20 protein-coding genes and 1 pseudogene are annotated in these 19542 nt (G+C 56.9%); 1 reads left to right on the top strand and 20 read right to left on the bottom strand.

All coding sequences use genetic code 11. The annotated features are described in order from the left end of the window. Positions 1-76 precede the first annotated feature (76 nt). The gene (locus tag GH722_15975) at positions 77-1315 is read left to right on the top strand and encodes a hypothetical protein (protein ID MRG73267.1); all 1239 of its coding nucleotides are present in this window, start codon (positions 77-79) and stop codon (positions 1313-1315) included. A 243-nt stretch (positions 1316-1558) separates the two neighbouring features. Here the strand turns inward: GH722_15975 and GH722_15970 are convergent, their stop codons facing one another. The 20 genes and pseudogenes from GH722_15970 to GH722_15875 all read right to left on the bottom strand — a co-directional run bounded on the left by GH722_15970 (position 1559) and on the right by GH722_15875 (position 19521). Beyond that, a complete protein-coding gene (locus tag GH722_15970) occupies positions 1559-1750 on the bottom strand; it encodes a hypothetical protein (GenBank protein ID MRG73266.1) in 192 nt (63 codons plus the stop codon). 60 nt (positions 1751-1810) lie between these two features. Beyond that, positions 1811-2047, bottom strand: coding sequence for a DUF1467 family protein (locus tag GH722_15965; protein ID MRG73265.1), 237 nt, complete (start codon positions 2045-2047; stop codon positions 1811-1813). After that, positions 2047-2451 carry a methylmalonyl-CoA epimerase gene (mce, locus tag GH722_15960; GenBank protein MRG73264.1) on the bottom strand — a complete coding sequence of 135 codons (405 nt, stop codon included), beginning with the start codon at positions 2449-2451 and terminating at the stop codon, positions 2047-2049. Before mce ends, GH722_15965 begins: the two co-directional genes overlap by 1 nt. Positions 2452-2497: 46 nt before the next feature. Further along, positions 2498-4150 (bottom strand): RNase J family beta-CASP ribonuclease, encoded by a 1653-nt coding sequence (locus GH722_15955; protein MRG73263.1) that lies wholly within the window; start codon positions 4148-4150, stop codon positions 2498-2500. Then, the gene (locus GH722_15950) at positions 4143-4922 is read right to left on the bottom strand and encodes a type III pantothenate kinase (protein ID MRG73262.1); all 780 of its coding nucleotides are present in this window, start codon (positions 4920-4922) and stop codon (positions 4143-4145) included. The genes GH722_15955 and GH722_15950 overlap by 8 nt, the downstream gene beginning before the upstream one ends. Then, positions 4906-5688: a biotin--[acetyl-CoA-carboxylase] ligase gene (locus GH722_15945; protein MRG73261.1), complete on the bottom strand. Its 783-nt coding sequence runs from the start codon at positions 5686-5688 to the stop codon at positions 4906-4908. The genes GH722_15950 and GH722_15945 overlap by 17 nt, the downstream gene beginning before the upstream one ends. Before the next feature lie 12 nt (positions 5689-5700). Beyond that, entirely contained in the window at positions 5701-7140 is a 1440-nt protein-coding gene (nuoN, locus tag GH722_15940) for an NADH-quinone oxidoreductase subunit NuoN (GenBank protein MRG73260.1), read from the bottom strand. A gap of 12 nt (positions 7141-7152) precedes the next feature. After that, the gene (locus GH722_15935) at positions 7153-8673 is read right to left on the bottom strand and encodes an NADH-quinone oxidoreductase subunit M (GenBank protein ID MRG73259.1); all 1521 of its coding nucleotides are present in this window, start codon (positions 8671-8673) and stop codon (positions 7153-7155) included. A gap of 6 nt (positions 8674-8679) precedes the next feature. Next, on the bottom strand, positions 8680-10677 hold the full coding sequence (gene nuoL, locus GH722_15930; GenBank protein MRG73258.1) for an NADH-quinone oxidoreductase subunit L: 1998 nt from the start codon (positions 10675-10677) through the stop codon (positions 8680-8682). A gap of 5 nt (positions 10678-10682) precedes the next feature. Next, complete coding sequence (gene nuoK, locus GH722_15925) at positions 10683-10991, bottom strand: NADH-quinone oxidoreductase subunit NuoK (protein ID MRG73257.1); 309 nt, start codon at positions 10989-10991, stop codon at positions 10683-10685. Between the two features lie 3 nt (positions 10992-10994). Then, positions 10995-11600, bottom strand: coding sequence for an NADH-quinone oxidoreductase subunit J (locus GH722_15920; GenBank protein ID MRG73256.1), 606 nt, complete (start codon positions 11598-11600; stop codon positions 10995-10997). Positions 11601-11672: 72 nt separating this feature from the next. Next, the gene (gene nuoI, locus GH722_15915) at positions 11673-12161 is read right to left on the bottom strand and encodes an NADH-quinone oxidoreductase subunit NuoI (protein MRG73255.1); all 489 of its coding nucleotides are present in this window, start codon (positions 12159-12161) and stop codon (positions 11673-11675) included. Positions 12162-12187: 26 nt separating this feature from the next. Continuing rightward, the gene (gene nuoH, locus GH722_15910; GenBank protein MRG73254.1) at positions 12188-13240 is read right to left on the bottom strand and encodes an NADH-quinone oxidoreductase subunit NuoH; all 1053 of its coding nucleotides are present in this window, start codon (positions 13238-13240) and stop codon (positions 12188-12190) included. Beyond that, positions 13240-15321, bottom strand: coding sequence for an NADH-quinone oxidoreductase subunit G (locus tag GH722_15905; protein ID MRG73253.1), 2082 nt, complete (start codon positions 15319-15321; stop codon positions 13240-13242). The genes nuoH and GH722_15905 overlap by 1 nt, the downstream gene beginning before the upstream one ends. Positions 15322-15407: 86 nt before the next feature. Continuing rightward, positions 15408-15593 (bottom strand): annotated as a pseudogene (locus GH722_15900) (hypothetical protein). A 25-nt stretch (positions 15594-15618) separates the two neighbouring features. Beyond that, a complete protein-coding gene (locus GH722_15895) occupies positions 15619-15804 on the bottom strand; it encodes a hypothetical protein (protein MRG73252.1) in 186 nt (61 codons plus the stop codon). A gap of 3 nt (positions 15805-15807) precedes the next feature. Then, positions 15808-17094: an NADH-quinone oxidoreductase subunit NuoF gene (gene nuoF / locus GH722_15890; GenBank protein MRG73251.1), complete on the bottom strand. Its 1287-nt coding sequence runs from the start codon at positions 17092-17094 to the stop codon at positions 15808-15810. Continuing rightward, positions 17094-17714, bottom strand: coding sequence for an NADH-quinone oxidoreductase subunit NuoE (nuoE, locus tag GH722_15885; protein MRG73250.1), 621 nt, complete (start codon positions 17712-17714; stop codon positions 17094-17096). Before nuoE ends, nuoF begins: the two co-directional genes overlap by 1 nt. Further along, a complete protein-coding gene (locus tag GH722_15880; GenBank protein ID MRG73249.1) occupies positions 17711-18898 on the bottom strand; it encodes an NADH-quinone oxidoreductase subunit D in 1188 nt (395 codons plus the stop codon). Before GH722_15880 ends, nuoE begins: the two co-directional genes overlap by 4 nt. After that, positions 18898-19521 carry an NADH-quinone oxidoreductase subunit C gene (locus tag GH722_15875; protein MRG73248.1) on the bottom strand — a complete coding sequence of 208 codons (624 nt, stop codon included), beginning with the start codon at positions 19519-19521 and terminating at the stop codon, positions 18898-18900. Before GH722_15875 ends, GH722_15880 begins: the two co-directional genes overlap by 1 nt. Positions 19522-19542 lie beyond the last annotated feature (21 nt).

The following is a 19542-nucleotide window of genomic DNA, read 5'->3' as shown; positions in this document are numbered from 1 at the left end:
AGACTGTTAGCGGGACTCGGGGGGGGGAGGAACAAAAGCATGGAATTCCGGATCAATCAGACATCAGGTGAACGTCATGAATAGCACCCTGCGTGGCATTGCTGCCGGTTTCATCATGTTTGCGGCCTCTGCATATCTGCTGTTCGCCATCCCCGGCTTGCTGGTACAGGCGGGCGTTAATCAGGCGGCAGCCTTTACGATGACCGTGACAACCATCGGTGTGGGTACACTGGTCATGGGTCTGGTTGCCCGCCGTGCAATTGTGGTTGGTCCTTCCCTGACCCTCATCGGGTTTGTTCTGGCGGTCCCGGTCGGGGTGTTCGGGCTCAGTTTTGGACAGACACTGGCTTCCGCCGCCCTTGCCGGTGCCGTCCTGCTGTTGCTGTCTCTCTCGGGTCTGAGGGGCAAGGTGATGAGCGGTCTGCCGGACGAGCTGAAAGCCGGTGTCACGGCGGGCGTCGGACTTCTGCTGGTCGCAAACGGGTTGGAGCGGATCGGTTTTCTGACACGCGGGGGATCTCCCTGGTCCGTCGGCCCGCTGGATGAGCCCAGGCTCTGGCTTTCGGCAGCCGCTGTATTGCTGATGCTGGGGCTGATGGTCCGGGGACTGCGGATGGCGGTTCTGCCGGTTGTCGTTCTGACACTGATTGCGGGGCTGACGCTTGGCTTCACCAATCTGGTTTTGACCGGTCACACATTTCTGGCGGTCCCGCCTTCTCTGGAGCCGTTACTGCTGATACTGGATTTCACGGTGCTGACGACAGTGCCGGGGCTGATGGCATCCGGTGCCATTTTTCTGTTTCTCTCGTTTGAATCCGGCGCCGTGATAACGGCCCGCCGCCTGTCTGATGATGCTGGTGGGGGTAAAGCGCCTGTCGCGGACTCGCTGATCATGACGATAGCACCTCTGATTGGTGCTCCGGGTGCTGTTGCCCTGCCGCACAGCAGTGCAGGCTGGTTGCTGGGAGGTGATGAACGGATTGCTGCCGTTGTTGCCGCGGTTTTGTTTGGCCTCTGCGCCTTCTCGCTGCCAGTGGTCGGACAGTTGCAGGATTATGCGACGGCACCGGCAGTGATTGTTGCCGGTCTGGTACTCTGCACGGGAATCCGGGAAATTGATTTCAGTGATCCGGGAGCTGTTTCTGCGGCATTTGTTGCAGTTCTGTTGCCACCGCTAACCGGCTCGTTTGCCGCCGGGTTTGCCGTCAGCGCCTTGTTGCTTCTGGCTATCCGGCTGTTATCACTGGATTTACCGAAACTGACACCCGGTCTGATTGTCACCGCTTTGGCTGGCGGAGCCTATCTCGCCTATTAATTCGGCACTGTCGCCTATTTCTTGACCAATGCCGGAACAAATATTACAAAGGAGCACCTTCAGATATCATAATACGTCGCACGCAGATGCGATGAACTGAAGGCGGAAAAAAAGGGGCGCTGTTTAACAGAATAGCCCGAGTTTAGGGAGAGACCGGCGCGCACTGAAAAGTGGGAGCGCCAGAATAGCAAAGGCCTCGCATTGCAGCGAGGCCTTTGAAGTTTCCGGATCAAAGCCCGGTGGTCAGAGAGCGCCTGCTTTTCGCGGGCCGGCAAACAACCAGATAATCAGTCCGAGGACCGGCAGAATCAGGATCAGAATGGTCCAGAAAACTTTACCGCCAGTACTGGCGCTGCTGCCGATGACGTTGATGATTGCCCATACATCAGCAATCAGGATGAGCAGTCCAACTATGCCGCCAACTTCTATACCCATGATCTGTTCCTTTCCGTTTGATCTGTAATATTAACGCAGGATCAGCGGTCCGGTTCCAGATCAGACATTGTAGAAATCGATCAGGCCGCTGTCGACGGCCCAGTAGACGCCAGCAAAGATGATGCCCGAGATGACCGAAGTCGCAATCAGCTTCCGGACGATCATGGGTTGTACCGGTGCGCCGGGGTCATTTCCGGGCTGGACGTCTTCTTGCGTCTTCACACCGAAAGGCAGCGTGGTGAACAATGTCAGCCACCAGATGATGAAGTAGATGGCAAAGCCGGAAAGAAAGCTCATCAGGCCTGCTCCAGCTCGACCAGGGTGCCGCAGAAGTCTTTCGGGTGGAGGAACAGGACCGGCTTGCCATGGGCGCCGGTTTTCGGCTCCCCGCTCCCCAGAACACGGGCACCCTGCTCCTTCAGCCGGTCACGGGCGGCCAGAATATCATCCACTTCGTAGCAGACATGATGCATGCCACCGGACGGGTTCTTTTCCAGAAAGGCAGCAATCGGGGATCCGTCTCCAAGCGGGTGGAGCAATTCGATCTTGGTGTTCGGGAGTTCGACAAAGACGGTGGTCACCCCGTGATCGGGCTCATCCTTCGGTGCGGAAACGGTGGCACCCAGTGCACCCCGATAGATTGCCGATGCGGCCTCCAGATCGGGGACAACAATTGCGACATGGTTCAGTCGGCCGATCATCTTCTCAACTCCTGAAGTCTTTCATCGATGTGGTGCGAAGCCCTGATCACTGCAACCGGGCGATATGAATTTCGGATTGTGGCTTCTTGCCGGTGGCTTCCCGGATGACGCGGCGAATGGCCTGCCGGACAACGGTCTCAACGGAATCATCATTCCCCCTGTCGCGGGCCCGCATCTTGCGGACGGTCTTTTCAATTTCCTCGATCATCTCATCAATGATGTCATCATATTCTTCGTCATCCAGCAGACCGAGGATCGTAATCTCGGGTTCCGTCGCCAGCATATCTGCGGCATCGAAGACCAGCGAGGCAAAGACGGCCCCCTGAAACAGCAGACGTTTACGCTCCTTGAAGACCGGGCTGGTGATCGGTAGCAGACGCATGCCATCGACAGCCAGCCTGCCGTGGAAAACCTCATCGACCTGTGTCGCCTTGCCATCGGCCAGACGGATCATGCTGCCATTCGGGGCAACAATGCTCTGAGAGACCTGGCATTCCAGTGCCAGTTTCGCGTGCTCTTCCATATGCCGGCGTTCGCCGTGGACAGGAATGGCAATCCGGGGGCGCGCGATCCGGTACATTTCTGCCAGTTCGTCGCGACCGGGATGGCCGGAAACGTGGATGAAGTGATCTTTTGCCGTAATGACATTGATCCCCCGCTCAGCCAGCAGGTTCTGGAGCCGAGCAATGGATTTTTCGTTTCCGGGAATCATGCGCGAGGAAAAGACAACGGAATCATCTTTGTCGAGGACGACATGGGGATGATTGTCCGTGGCAATCTTGGCCAGTGCCGCGCGCGGTTCTCCCTGACTTCCGGTGCAGATCAGCAAGGCCTTCTCGCGGGGCAGATAGCCAATTTCCGTATCTGAAACGAACTTGATATCCGGGTCCAGATGCCCGGTTGCCCGCGCGGCTTCTGCCATCTTGTGCATTGAACGGCCAACAAGGGCGACTTCACGACCGCAGTCCCGTGCAGCTTTTGCGATGGAACTCAGGCGGGCCACGTTGCTGGCAAAACAGGCGACGGCAACGCGGTTTTTCAGACCGGCGATCAGATCAACCAGACTGTCCTGCACGTCGCCTTCAGACCCGGCTTCTCCCGGATTGAACACGTTGGTGGAGTCACAGACCATGGCGAGAATACCTTCATCGCCAAGTTCTCTCAGGCGGTCCGTATCCGTAGTTTCGCCAATCACCGGATTGGGGTCAAATTTCCAGTCGCCGGTATGCAGCACACAGCCGGCGGGAGTGCGGATGGCCAGCGCGTTCGGCTCGGGGATGCTGTGAGTCAGGGTAATCAGTTCGATATTGAACGGACCGACATCAAAACGCGCGCCAAGCTGGCGCACTTCGACGGGAACTTCCCCGTCCAGACCTGCTTCTTTCAGCTTCCCCATCAGAATATGCGCGGCAAAAGGGGTCGCATAGACCGGACAGCGCAGGAACGGCCAGAGCCAGGCAACAGCACCCAGATGGTCTTCATGGGCATGCGTCAGCACGATGCCGGCCAGATCATTCTTGCGTTCAATGATGAAGGCAGGATCTGGCATGACGACATCAATCCCCGGCACATCGTCTTCGCCAAAGGAGACGCCGAGGTCCACCATCAGCCATTTGCCGTTATATTCGTAGAGATTGAGATTCATGCCGATCTCACCGGCGCCCCCCAGAGGGAGGAAATGCAAAGCCGGACTAGTCATCGGTTTTCCTGTTCAAAAGATAGATAGCGCGTAACCCGCGCAGGGTCAGGTCAGCCGCCGCATGTTCAATAACATCTGTTGCTTCATAAAACACGGGCAAGGTGCCGCCGGTGCCAATGACAGTCATCGGTTTCCCGTAATCAAGCTTGATCCGTGAGACGATACCCTCGATCAGACCGACATAGCCCCAGTAGATACCGGAGAGCATGGCCGTAACCGTTGAATCGCCGATTGCGGATTTGGGACGCTGAATGGCGACGTTCGGCAGTTTGGCTGCTGCCATATGCAATGCCTGTAGCGAAAGGTGTGGGCCTGGCGCAATCGCACAGCCGATCAGTGCCCCATCATCATCAACCGCATCAAATGTTGTCGCCGTACCGATATCGATGACAATTTTTGCCCCTTCAAACAGCACATTGGCACCTACCGCATTGACCAGCCGGTCTGCGCCAACCTCCTCCTGCCGGGGGACCTTTACCTTGAGGCCCAGTTCAACACCGGGTGCGCCGACAACAAGCGGCGTAATATTGAAATACTTCCGGCAAAGTGTTTCCAGATTGTATTGGGCGATCGGGACGACATTGGCGATGATCACATCCCGGATGACAGAACGCTCCAGATTGGACAGCGCCATCAACTGGGTCAGCCAGACGGCATATTCATCTGCCGTTCGGTTGGAATTTGTCGCGGTTCGCCATTCACCAGCCAGTGTTTCACCGTCATAGAGGGCGAAAACAACATTGGTGTTTCCTGAATCAATGACCAGCAGCATCAGTGTTCTCCGATCCAAAGAAGACATCGCCAGCGGTAATTCGCTGGCGGTCGCCGTCGGGCGTCATCAGCAGCAATGCGCCATCCCGGTCGAGATCGACAAATTCACCTGTTATCTGTTTGTTACCCACCCTGACGGTGATGTCATTACCTTTGCCGCGGGCATGGGTAAGCCAGTTCCGGCGAACCGGCTCAAACCCTTCATCAACCCAGAGACTGACCTGACGCAGGAAATAACGGCAGAATGACTGCAACATGTCCTCCGGCGTGATACCGGCAGCGGCTGAGGCTGCAAAATCCGTTGTCGGATAAGGTGTGTCTTCCGGATGCGAAACCAGATTGACGCCGATACCAAGGACAACGAAATCGGGATGCTCCGCGCCACTGCCTTCCGCCTCAAGCAGAAGACCGGCAACCTTGGCATCAAACAGCAGCAGATCGTTCGGCCATTTCAGATCCAGTTGTGAATGGGGCGGTAATAAAGCGGCACTGGCTTCCAGAAGGGCGACCGCTGCAACGAAACTGAGTTGTGAAGCCTCTGTCACCGGACATTCCGGGCGCAGCAACAGTGAGAAATACAGGTTACCCGGTGGTGACGACCATTGCCGGCCACGACGGCCGCGACCAGATGTCTGACTGCGGGCCATGATGACAAGCCCCTCCTCTGCCCCGTCACGGGCATGACGTTTGACTTCGTCACTGGTGCTTTCCGTCTCATCCAGGATGATCAGACGGAATCCGGGCGGAAGGTCAGTTTCGCGCGTCATCGCGCGGTCCGGTCAGCCGGCAAAAAGGGCGCTGGCTGCTGCCTGCGCGCTGGAAAGCAGCGGCTGGGGGAAGACAAAGAACAGCAGGGTGAACAGACCTGTGCCGATCAGCACAAGTTTCATCACCGGTTCGGTTCTCTCAAACGGCTCAGCTGCTTCATCGAAATACATGATCTTGATGATGCGGAGATAATAGAAAGCACCGATCACGCTGCTGACGACGCCAATGACGGCGAGCGTATACAGCTCTGCTTCAACCGCAGCCATGAAGACGAAGAACTTGCCAAGGAATCCGGCTGCCGGCGGAATGCCCGCCATCGAAAACATGAAGAGGGCAAAAACAGCGGCCATCATCGGATTGTTTTTCGACAGACCGGCCAGCTCTGAAATTTTTGTGACCTCGCGTCCGTCCCGGCGCATCGACAGAATGCAGGCAAAGGCACCGACATTCATGAACAGATAGATCGCCATGTAGAACAGGGTGCCACGCACACCTACTTCATTGCCGACGGCGAGACCGATCAGCGCATAGCCGATATGGCCGATGGAGGAATAGGCCATCAGACGTTTGATATCGTTCTGGGCGATGGCTGCAACAGCCCCGAGCGCCATCGACGCGATGGAGATGAAGATAATGATATCCTGCCACTGGGCGGCAAGTTCACCGAACGGGCCTGTCATCACCCGCAGGAAAAGAGCAATGGCGGCAATCTTCGGCGCAACGGCAAACAGGGCCGTTACCGGTGTCGGTGCGCCCTCATATACATCTGGTGTCCACATATGGAACGGAACCGCGGATACCTTGAAGGCCAGACCGCAAATCACGAAGACGATGCCGACAATCATGCCGAGACCGGCTTCATTACCACCGGTAAACTTGTCGGCAATGACTGAGAATTCGGTTGTCCCGGTATAGCCATAGACCAGCGAGGCACCGTAAAGCAGCATGCCGGAGGCCAGTGCGCCGAGGACGAAATATTTCAGGCCGGCTTCGCTTGAACGGATGCTGTCGCGATTGAAAGCCGCGAGAACATAAAGCGACAGGCTTTGCAGTTCGAGACCGAGATAGAGCGACATCAGGTCATTGGCCGAGACCATCATCATCATACCGAGAGCGGCGATGACGATCAGAACCGGAAATTCAAAGCGTTCGATCTTGTTGGCGCGCAGATAACCCATCGACATGACAATGGCGAGGGCGGTTGCCAGCAGGATCAGAACCTTGGCGAACCGGCTGAAACCGTCGGACAGGAACAGCCCGTCGAAGGCTGCTCCGCTGCCACCGGTGATGACCAGAACGGCCGTAATGGCGATTACGATCACGGAGGCCACGGCAACCCGGTTAAGGGCGCTGGCAGCCGGTGAGAAGACACCCAGCATCAGCAGGCCCATGGCGGCTACCGCCAGAAAGGCTTCCGGATAAATGAGGGCGAGATCCTGAGAGAAAGTCATGGGTGCGCCTCTCTATTTGGTCGCTGCGACGGTGTTCGCCGCTGCGTCCAGTGCAGCAGAGTAATTGTTCAGCAGGTTGTCGACGCTGGCATGCATCGGATCAAGGAAGGTTGACGGATAGACACCCATCCAGATCGTCAGGATAACCAGCGGGGCAAAAATGGCTATTTCCCGCGGGGTGAGATCAAGGATCGATTTCAGGTCATCCTTGGTAAGTTTCCCGAAGACCACACGGCGGAACAGGTACAGCATGTAAGCTGCGCCAAGGATCACGCCGAGAGCGGCAAACAGGGCAACCATCGAGTTCACCTGAAAGACACCGAGCAGGATCAGGAATTCACCGACAAACCCGGCCGTTCCCGGCAGACCAACAGACGCCAGCGTGAACAGCAGGAAGACCAGCGCATAGGCCGGCATCCGGTGAACCAGACCGCCATAGCGGGAAATCTCACGGGTATGAATGCGGTCATAGATCACGCCGACACACAGGAACAATGCTCCGGAGACAATACCATGAGCCAGCATCTGGATCAGGGCGCCTTCCATCCCCTGCGTCGTCGCAGAGAAAATACCGATGGTAACGAAACCCATATGTGCGACAGAAGAATAAGCGATCAGCTTCTTCATGTCTTCCTGTGCCAGGGCAACCAGCGAGGTGTAGATCACCGCAATGACTGACAGCACATACATCATCGGGGTGAAGAATTCAGACGCTTCCGGCAGGATCGGTATGGAGAAGCGGATGAAGCCATAGGCACCCATCTTCAGCAGAACCCCGGCCAGAATGACCGAACCCGCTGTCGGCGCTTCGACATGGGCATCCGGCAACCATGTGTGGACCGGCCACATCGGCACTTTGACCGCAAAGGAGGCAAAGAAGGCCAGCCAGAGATAATACTGCCATTCCACCGGAATATCCGCGCCCTGTACCAGAACCGCGATATCTGTGGTGCCGGTGTGGAAGTAGATGGCGATGATCGCCAGCAACATCAGGACCGACCCGAGCAGCGTATAGAGGAAGAACTTGAACGCGGCATAGACGCGGCGCTGGCCACCCCAGACGCCGATGATCAGGAACATCGGGATCAGGACAGCTTCGAAGAACATGTAGAAGCCGACGAAATCGAGCGCACAGAACATCCCGACCATCATGGTCTCAAGGATGAGGAAGGCGATCATGTATTCCTTGGCGCGGACGGTAATGGCTTTCCAGCTCGCCAGGATACAGATCGGCGTCAGGAAGGTGGACAGCATCACGAACCACATGGAGATGCCATCGACACCCATATGATAGGAAATACCGACCGACGGCAGCCATTCGGTTTTTTCGACAAACTGGAAACCGGCCTGCTGATTGTCGAAGCCCCCCCAGATGAACAGCGACAGCATGAACGTGATCAGTGACGTCCAGAGCGCCATCCAGCGGGCATTACGATAAGATGCCTCCTGCTCGCCGCGGGCGAGGACCAGAATGAGGACCGCCCCGAAAATCGGCAGGAAGGTAACGAGGGAAAGAAGGTAATCGATCTGCATGTCGCGTTATCCCACCTTCACCAGCAGATACCAGCTGACCAGCAGCACGACGCCGATCAGCATCGCAAAGGCATAATGATAGACAAATCCGCTCTGTATCCGGGCGGCACCCTTTGAAGCCATCCGCGTCAGGAAGGCCATACCGTTCGGCCCGCCACCATCAATGATGATGCCATCTCCGCCCTTCCAGAGGACACGACCGAGATAGAAGCAGGGCTTCACGAGAATGTAGTCATAAAGTTCATCCCAGTACCATTTGTTCAGCAGGAACTGATAGATGCCCTGGAAACGACCGGCAATCCGGCCGGGGATATCGGGGAACTTAATATAGAGCAGCCAGGCCAGCGAAATACCGGTTGCACCGCAGAGGACCGGCAGCACCTTGACCCAGGTCGGGACGTGATGCGCTTCATAAACTGCGGGATGCACATCCTTGAGGACGAAGATCGCGCCGTTCCAGAAGGCATCCATCTGTTCCGGATCCATGAACCAGCCATGTGCAACCCAGCCGGCCAGAAGTGCGCCAAGCGCCAGCGGAATCAGCGGAAGCAGCATCACCGGCGGTGATTCATGAACATGCGCCATGGTATGGTCATCAGCCCGCGGCTCGCCATGGAAGGTCATGAACAGCAGACGCCAGGAATAGAACGCCGTCATCAGGGCTGCGGCAATACCGAGCCAGAAGGCAATCGTCCCCACCGTGGTATGTGCGGCAAAGGCGGATTCCAGTATGGCATCCTTGGAATAGAACCCAGCAAAGAACGGTACACCGGCCAGTGCCAGATTGCCGATCCACATCAGGATGTAAGTGATTTTGATCTTGTGCCAGATACCACCCATCTTGCGCATGTCCTGTTCGTCAGACATGGCATGGATGACGGAACCGGCACCAAGGAACAGCAGCGCCTTGAAGAAACCATGGGTCATCAGATGGAACACACCAGCTGAATAGGCAGACACACCGCAGGCAAAGAACATGTAGCCCAGCTGTGAGCAGGTCGAATAGGCAATTACCCGTTTGATGTCGTTCTGCACGCAGCCGATGGTTGCGGCGAAGAAGGCAGTTGCTGCCCCGACGAGGGTAATGACGGCCAGTGCAGTATCCGAATATTCAATGATCGGTGACAGGCGTGCGACCATGAACACACCGGCGGTGACCATGGTTGCGGCATGAATGAGGGCCGAAACAGGTGTCGGGCCTTCCATGGCGTCCGGCAGCCAGGTGTGCAGTCCGAGCTGTGCCGACTTGCCCATGGCACCGACGAACAGCAGCAATGACAGGACGGTCAGGGCATGGAACTCGCCACCGAACAGATACAGGGTTGCATCTGCCTTGCCAGCGGCACCGGCAAAGATGTCTTCAAAGGAGATCGAGCCGAACAGCATGAAGACGCCGAAGATGCCGAGAGCAAAGCCGAAATCACCAACGCGGTTGACGACAAAAGCCTTGATGGCAGCGGCGTTTGCGGTGGGCTTCTTGTACCAGAAACCGATCAGCAGATAGGAAGCCAGGCCAACGCCTTCCCAGCCGAAGAACATCTGAACCAGATTGTCGGCGGTCACCAGCATCAGCATGAAGAAGGTGAACAGGCTGAGATAGGCCATGAAGCGCGGCGCATCCGGATCGTGGCCCATGTAACCGATGGAATAGATGTGAACCATCGTGGAGACACCGGTCACCACGATCAGCATGACAGCCGTCAGGGTATCAACACGCAATGCCCAGTCGAACTGCAGGTCACCGGATGAAACCCAGGTGAACAGCTGAACAACAGTCGCATTGCCTTCGATGGCAACATCGATGAAGACAAAGATCGACAGCAGCAGGGTCAGCAGCATCATGCCGCAGGTGACGACCTGACTGACACGATCTGCCCAGGGCAGACCATGGGGATGATCATTTTCCGGATCATAATGAGAAGCCTGCTTGGACGCCGTGGTGAGCGCAACAAGACCGGCAATAATCGCCCCGATCAGAGGCAGAAAGACGATAGCGGAAATCAACGTCCCTACCCCTTCATCATGTTGATGTCCTCAACCGCGATCGAACCACGGTTGCGGAAATAGACGACGAGAATGGCGAGGCCGATGGCGGCTTCCGCCGCTGCGACGGTCAGCACGAACATGGCGAAAATCTGCCCGGTGAGGTTCTGTAACTGCGCGGAGAAGGCGACCATATTGATGTTCACCGCCAGCAGCATCAGTTCAACGGACATCAGGATGATGATGACGTTTTTCCGGTTCATGAAGATCCCGAAAATGCCGAGCGTGAACAGAATGGCTGCGACCGTCAGGTAGTGAGCGAGTTCAATTTCCATGGATCAGACTCCCCTGCCCGGTTCGACTTTTTCGATGCGCACTGCCTGTGCCCGCGTGCGGTCGAGCTGTGCGCTGATGCTCTGACGTTTGACGTCAGGCCGCTTGCGAAGCGTCAGCACGATAGCGCCGACCATGGCAACCAGCAGCACCATGCCGGCAGCCTGGAACAGATAGACATATTTCGTGTAAATCTGGCCACCGATTGCGGCCGTATTGGTCAGCTCTGTTGCAACAGGCATAAGTGCTGAGGCCGTGCCATCTGCCGCGACATATCCGCCGATGACGAAAATCAGCTCCGCCAGCAGAACAATGGCGATCAGGGCGCCAACCGGCAGGTATTGCAGAAAGCCCTGCCTGAGTTCGACGAAGTTGATGTCCAGCATCATCACGACGAACAGGAACAGCACGGCAACGGCACCGACATAGACGACGACCAGAATCATCGCCAGGAACTCGGCCCCGAGCAGCACGAAAAGACCGGCCGAATTGAAGAAGGCCAGAATAAGGAAAAGCACGGAATGCACCGGGTTTCTGGCGGATATAACCATCACGCCGGATGCCACGGTGACCCCGGCGAACATGTAAAATGCGAGCGCCTTGATCAGCATGGTTATGCAGGTCCCCCTGAAACTCGGTTCGTCACAACTCGTCCCCAGTCACCGCCATAGGGCGGCGGTTGATTAGCGATAAGGCGCATCCGCAGCAAGCCGAGCCGACAGCTCTGCCTCCCAGCGGTCACCATTAGAAAGGAGCTTGTCTTTGTTATACATCAGCTCCTCACGACTTTCGGTCGCGAATTCGAAATTCGGTCCCTCGACGATGGCATCGACCGGACAGGCTTCCTGACAGAAACCGCAATAGATGCACTTCGTCATATCGATGTCATAGCGCGTGGTACGGCGTGAACCGTCATCACGCGGCTCGGCTTCAATCGTGATCGCCTGTGCCGGGCAAATTGCCTCACACAGTTTGCAGGCGATGCAGCGTTCTTCGCCATTCGGATAGCGGCGCAACGCATGCTCACCCCGGAACCGCGGGCTAAGCGGGCCCTTTTCATAGGGGTAATTCAGCGTCACGCTCGGCTTGAACATATAGCGCAGCGTAATTGCCATGCCGGAGACAATCTCCGTCAGCAGAAACGAGCGGGCTGTGCGATCAAGAAAGGCCATGTCCGGTTAGTCCTCGTTCGCGTTAATCAGGCCGGTCCGCCGGGAACCAGGTCAAATGCCACCAGGAAACCGGCGACAAGAATAACCCAGAACAGCGAGAACGGCAGAAAGACTTTCCAGCCAAGGCGCATCAGCTGGTCATATCGGTAGCGCGGGAAAGTGGCGCGCACCCAAAGGAAGCAGAACAGTACCAGCGCGATCTTGACGACAAACCAGACCGGGCCGGGAATCCAGGTGAACGGCGCGATATCAACCGGCGGCAGCCAGCCACCCAGAAACAGCACGACGGTCATCGCACTCATCAGGATCATGTTGGCATATTCGCCGAGGAAGAAGAGTGCGAAGGCCATGGCCGAATATTCGACGTTATAGCCTGAGACCAGTTCAGCTTCAGCTTCCGGCAGATCGAACGGCGCACGGTTGGTTTCAGCCAGCACCGAGATGAAGAAGACGATGAACATCGGGAACAGCGGAATGAAATACCAGTCCCAGAAGCCGTTGACGCCAACCTTCAGCCAGTTGTCTGTCTGCGCCATGATGACATCGGACAGGTTCAGCGATCCGACGCAGAGCAGCACCGTGATAATGACAAAGCCGATGGAGACTTCGTAGGACACCATCTGCGCGGCAGAGCGAAGCGCGCCGAGGAAAGCGTACATCGAATTCGATGCCCAGCCGGCCATGACGATGCCATAGACGCCAAGCGAGGAAATCGCGAACAGGTACAGAATGCCGACATTGATATCGGAAACGACAAGCCCCTCCCCGAACGGAATAACCGCCCAGGCAATCAGCGACAGAACGAAGGTCAGCATCGGTGCCAGAATGAACACGGCAGGGTTCGAACTGGCCGGAATGATGGTTTCCTTCATCAACAGCTTCAGACCGTCAGCCAGTGGCTGTAGCAGCCCAAATGGCCCGACCACATTCGGTCCCTTGCGAAGCTGCATGCCCGCGATGACCTTGCGTTCGGCAAGTGTCAGATAGGCCACGGCACCCAGCAGCGGCAGAATGATAGCCAGAATCTGCGCGACGATAAAAAGGGTCGGCCAGACATAGGTTGTGAGAAACGGCTCCATCAGCCTTCCGTCCCTGTTGCTGTGGCAGACTTGTTCACAAACAGTGAAGTGCATTCCGCCATTGTTTTGGAACAGCGGCTGACCGGGTCGGTCATGTAGTAGTTCACGACAGGTGAAGTGAAGGCATCGGCCCCGGTTTCACCGGTCGTTCCAAAAGCACCCCATTCAGCAGGCTGGATAACGTCGGGAACGGCGAACACCGGATTGATATCGGCCATCCGTGCCCGAACGGCGTCAATGTTGTCGTATGGAAGTTGTTTGCCAAGAACATCCGACAAGGCCCTGAAAATCTTCCAGTCTTCACGCGCTTCACCCGGTGGCGAAACAGCGCGGCGACCAATCTGGACCCGTCCTTCGACATTGACCCAGGTGCCGTCTTTCTCTGTGTAGGCCGCACCCGGCAGAATGACATCAGCAGCCTGCGCACCGGCATCACCGTGATGGCCCTGATAGATGACAAATGCCTTGTCGAGCTTCGACATGTCGAGCTCATCAGCAGCCAGAAGATAAACGACTTCGATATCGCCAGCCGCGGCCCCGTCAAGAATGGCGTTTGTGGCAAGCCCGCCCTCGCCCGGAACCAGTCCGAGATCCAGCCCGCCGACCCGTGAGGCCGCCAGTTGCATGACGTTAAAGCCGTTCCATCCGTCGTCTTCGCCACTGGCTGCGACAATCATGCCGGTCTTCTCGGCAATGGCGCGGGCCGTTGCCAGAATGGCATCGCCGTCGGGTCGGGCAAGAATGCCGGCACCGAGGATCAGCATCGGACGCTCTGCCTTCTCCAGCACAGCTGCGAATGAATGTTTGCCGTCGAGAATATCTTTCAGTGTATCGGCACCGGCCCCGATTTCCTCAACCGGGAAGGTCAGGTCGTGCGGGGTGCCGATACGGGCGATCTGAAAACCGCCGGCAGCATGACGCTTGCGCAGCCGTGCATTGACCAGCGGTGCTTCCCAGCGCGGGTTCGTGCCGATCAGCAGGCAGGCATCAGCTTCCTCGATACCGAGGATCGTCGTATTCATGATATAGGCAGCGCGGGTCGACACATCAGCGGTTGAACCATCCTGACGGCAATCCACGGAGGCGACACCAAGTGCGCCCATCAGATCTTTCAGGGCGGTCATCGCTTCCGCATCAGCCTGATCACCGGCGATCGCGGCAATCTTGTCAGCCTTGGTGCCCTTCAGCTTTGTGGCGACAGCATCAAAGGCTTCCTGCCAGCTGACCGGCTGCAATTTACCGCCCTTGCGAAGATAAGGCCGGTCCAGACGCTGCCGCTGCAGGCCATCACAGGCGTAGCGGGTCTTGTCGGCGATCCATTCTTCGTTGATCTCTTCATTGATCCGCGGAAGAACGCGCAGCACTTCATTGCCACGGGCATCAATCCGGATATTGGAGCCAACGGCGTCCATCACATCGATTGATTCGGTCTTGCGCAGCTCCCAGGGGCGCGCATTGAAAGCGTAGGGTTTTGATGTCAGCGCGCCAACCGGGCACAGATCGATGACATTACCCGACATTTCTGAATTCATCGCGCTTTCGAGATAGGTCGTAATTTCCATCCCTTCACCACGACCGAGAGCCCCGATACTCGGTACACCGGCAATTTCTTCGGCGAATCGAACGCAGCGCGTGCAGTGAATACAACGGGTCATGATCGTCTTGATGATCGGACCCATATATTTGTCCTTCACCGCGCGCTTGTTCTCCTTGAAGCGGCTGTGATCCATGCCATAGCCCATGGCCTGATCCTGCAGGTCACATTCACCACCCTGATCGCAAATCGGGCAATCAAGCGGATGGTTGATCAGCAGGAATTCCATGACGCCCTTGCGGGCTTTTTCGACCTTCGGGGTATTGGTGTGAATAACCATCCCCTCGCCGGCCGGCATGGCGCAGGAAGCGACTGGCTTCGGTGCTTTTTCCATTTCAACCAGACACATCCGGCAGTTACCGGCGATCGAAAGTTTTTCATGATAGCAGAAACGCGGGATTTCAGCGCCGGCAGCCTCACAGGCCTGCAGCACGGTTTCTCCCTGTGCAACTTCTACTTCGATTCCGTTTACGGTCAGCTTGGGCATCTCTATCCCCTATCGCTTCCAGGGCGATTTTCCAACTGCGAATTCGTGCCAAAGGCTGTGACGTCGATGGCCCCGAGACCATCTCCCTCGTTCGGCCATCGGGAGAAGGCGAACAACCACATGACGATGATATTTACAACCGGGATGACGATCAGAAACGCCCATACCGGTGAATAGCCAGCCCGCTTCGCAATGACCCAGCAGGGCCAGACCGGCAGCAGGAAGTAAAGTGCGAGAAAGAACCCGCTGATCAGAAGGCCGAAACCGGCAATGATGGCAAACATCGCTTCGAACATGTCAGCGCCGCCCGTCATTGATGGCTGGCCAGCGGCCATAAGCCAGAATGAACAGTACAATCAGCAGCCCCAGACCCGGTATCAGTGCGATCAGGGACAGGGCCGGCGTCATGCCGGCTTTCTCAAGCGCTTTCCAGCAGGGAATGATCTGCAGGGCGGCGACGATGATGAAACTGACCGGTTCCATGCCCTACTCCGCTGCCACCGCAGTGCCGTGATAGCTGGCAATACGCTGTTCAAGGAGCGGCCGGAAATGACGGATCAGTCCCTGAATTGGCCAGGCGGCCGCATCCCCAAGGGCGCAGATTGTATGACCTTCAACCTGATAGGTGACTTCAAGCAGATGGTCGATTTCTTCCGGCTCGGCTTCACCTGTGACCATGCGCTCCATGACACGCCACATCCAGCCCGTACCTTCACGGCAGGGCGTGCACTGGCCACAGCTCTCATGCTTGTAGAACTCTGCCAGGCGGGCAATGGCCTTGATCAGATCTACTGACTTGTCCATGACGATGACAGCCGCGGTGCCAAGCCCGGTCTGGGCTTCACGCAGGGCATCAAAATCCATCAGAACATCGTCGCAAACTGATTTCGGAATCATAGGTGTGGATGATCCGCCGGGAATCACGGCCAGCAGGTTGTCCCAGCCACCGGTGACGCCACCGGCATGTTTCTCGATAAGTTCCTTAAGCGGAATGCTCATCGCTTCTTCGACATTGCAGGGATTGTTCACGGCACCGGAAATGCAGAAGACCTTGGTGCCTGTGTTGTTCGGGCGGCCAATACCGGCAAACCATGCCGGGCCACGGCGGAGAATGGTCGGGGCGACCGCAATGCTTTCCACATTATTCACCGTGGTCGGGCAGCCATACAGACCGGCACCAGCAGGGAAAGGAGGTTTCAGCCGTGGCTGACCCTTCTTGCCTTCAAGGCTTTCGATCAGTGCGGTTTCCTCACCACAGATATAGGCACCGGAGCCGCGATGGACGTAGCATTCGAAATCCCAGCCGGACCCGCAGGCATTCTTGCCGATCAGACCGGCAGCACGGGCTTCGTCAATTGCATGTTCGAGGCGATTGGCCTCTTCGATAAACTCGCCCCGGATATAGATATAGGCAGCATGGGCCTGCATGGCGAAGCAGGCAATCAGACAGCCTTCGATCAGCTTGTGCGGTTCATGGCGCATCATGTCCCGGTCCTTGCAGGTACCGGGTTCGCCCTCATCGGCATTGACCACGAGGTAATGCGGACGCGCGCCCACTTCCTTCGGCATGAAGGACCATTTGACGCCGGTCGGGAAACCGGCACCGCCGCGACCACGAAGGCCGGATGCCTTCATCTCGTCGATGATCCAGTCCCGCCCCTTGGCAAGGATGGCCTTGGTATTATCCCAGTCACCGCGTGCCATGGCACCTTTAAGGCGCCAGTCGTGGATTCCGTAGAGATTCTGGAAAATTCTGTCCTTGTCAGCAAGCATCAGTCATCTCCATCGAACGCGCCATCGCTGCGCAGTTCCGGCTTGATTTGGTCACCGGTCAGCGTTGTCAGGCCGCCTGCGGGGGCTGAGGTATACCGGTCAATCTGCGTACCGGCCTTCGGTTCCTTGCCATCACGCAGCGCCTTGATGATCTCGACCATCGTTTCTTCGCTGAGGTCTTCATAATAATGATCGCCAATCTGGCACATCGGGGCATTGACGCAGGCCCCCAGGCATTCGGCTTCCTTCAGCGTGAACTTGCCGTCATCGGTTGTCTCACCGATACCGATACCGAGTTCTTTCTTGCAGGCATCGACAATTTTCGACGAGCCGCGCAGCCAGCATGGCGTGGTGGTGCAGACCTCAATCATATGTGTCCCGACCGGGTCGAGATTGTACATCGTGTAGAAGGTCGCGACTTCCATGACGCGAATCACCGGCATCGACAGCATTTCCGCGACATATTCAATTGCCGGAACGGTCAGGTGATTGGCATTCTGGCGTTGCGCCATAAACAGCAGCGGCATCACCGCACTGGCCTGAAAACCTTCCGGATAGCGGCCAATGATCGTCTTTGCCTGCGCCAGATTGTCGGCTGTAAATTCAAATGAGTCGCTCACCGGTCAATCTCCCCGAACACGATATCTAGTGAACCGATGATGGCGACGACATCGGCCAGCATATGGCCCTTGGACAGGAAATCGATTCCCTGCAGATGTGGAAATCCGGGTGCCCGGATCTTGCAGCGGTATGGCTTGTTGCTGCCATCTGAAACCAGATACACCCCGAACTCGCCTTTCGGCGCTTCAACGGCTGTATAGGTTTCGCCCGCCGGCACATGATAGCCTTCGGTATACAGTTTGAAGTGATGGATCAGTGCTTCCATCGATTGCTTCATCTTCGCCCGTGACGGCGGAGATATCTTGTTGTTCTCAACCTTCACAGGCTCACCGGCATGTTTCTGAATGCGTTCGCAGGCCTGACGGATGATTGAAACACTCTGCTTCATTTCTTCCATGCGGCAGACATAGCGATCATAGCAATCACCGTGCACACCAACGGGAATATCAAAGTCATAGGTTTCGTAGCCGTCATAAGGCTGAGCCTTGCGCAGATCCCAGGGCACGCCGGACCCGCGCAGCATAACGCCGGTGAAGCCCCATGCCTGTGCATCTTCAGCGCTGACCACACCGATATCGACGGTCCGCTGTTTGTAGATACGATTTTCGGTCAGCAGCCCTTCCATGGTGTCCATGGTTTCCGGGAAGTGATCGCAGAATTTGAGGATATCGTCGATCAGGCCCGGCGGCAGGTCGAAGGCAACCCCGCCGGGGCGGAAATAGGCAGCATGCAGACGGGCACCGGAAGCGCGTTCGTAGAATTCCATCAGCAGTTCGCGGTCTTCGAAGGCATAGAGCAGCGGGGTCATGGCCCCGACATCCAGCGCGAAGGTCGTGATGTTCAGCAAATGGTTCAGAATGCGACCGATCTCGGCATAAAGCACCCGGATGGCCTGACCTCGCGGCGGCGGCGTGATGCCGAGCAGTTTCTCGACAGCCAGCGCGAAAGCGTGCTCCTGATTCATCGGCGCGACGTAGTCGAGCCGGTCAAAGTAAGGTACGGCCTGCAGATAGGTCTTGTGCTCGATCAGCTTCTCGGTGCCGCGATGCAGCAGGCCGATATGCGGATCAGCGCGGTCGACCACCTCGCCATCCATTTCCAGTACCAGACGCAACACGCCGTGGGCCGCAGGGTGCTGCGGTCCGAAGTTGATCTGGAAATTCTCAATCTGCTGTTCAGGCATCAGTCGTCACCCGCTTGCTTCGTTTCGGCTTTTTCGTCGCCTGGCAGAATATGCTTGGCCCCTTCCCAGGGACTCATGAAATCAAAGCTGCGGAAGTCCTGGGTCAGCTTGACCGGCTCGTAGACCACGCGCTTCTGTTCATCGTCGTAACGCAATTCAACATATCCGGTCAGCGGGAAATCCTTGCGCAGCGGATGACCTTCAAATCCATAGTCGGTCATGATGCGGCGAAGGTCCGGATTGCCGGAGAAATAGATACCGTACAGATCCCACGTTTCGCGCTCGAACCAGCCGGCGGCCGGAAAGACTTCGACAACGGAAAGCACCGGCGTGTCTTCGTCGGTTGAGACCTTGAGCCGCACCCGCAGGTTCTGGGTGATGCTGAGCAGGTGATATACGACCTCGAAGCGTTTCTCGCGATCCGGATAATCAGCGCCACACAGATCAACAAGAGTCGTGAACTTGCAGTTCGTATCATCCCGGAGAAAGCGCAGGACGCGGTTGATACCGGCGGGAAGAACCGTCAGCGTAAGTTCTCCGTTCTTCACGTCAAAGCCAGTGACATCGTTGGCTTGCGCGCCGGAGATAAACTCGCCGAGGTCGGTCAGGGTTTCGTCTGCCATTACTCGATCCTACCAGCCCGG

The sequence above is a fragment of the Alphaproteobacteria bacterium HT1-32 genome, from assembly GCA_009649675.1.
Classification (GTDB): Bacteria; Pseudomonadota; Alphaproteobacteria; order Rhodospirillales; family HT1-32; genus HT1-32.
The sequence above is the reverse complement of the archived record's forward strand: the minus strand, read 5'-3'. Positions and strand labels throughout refer to the sequence as shown.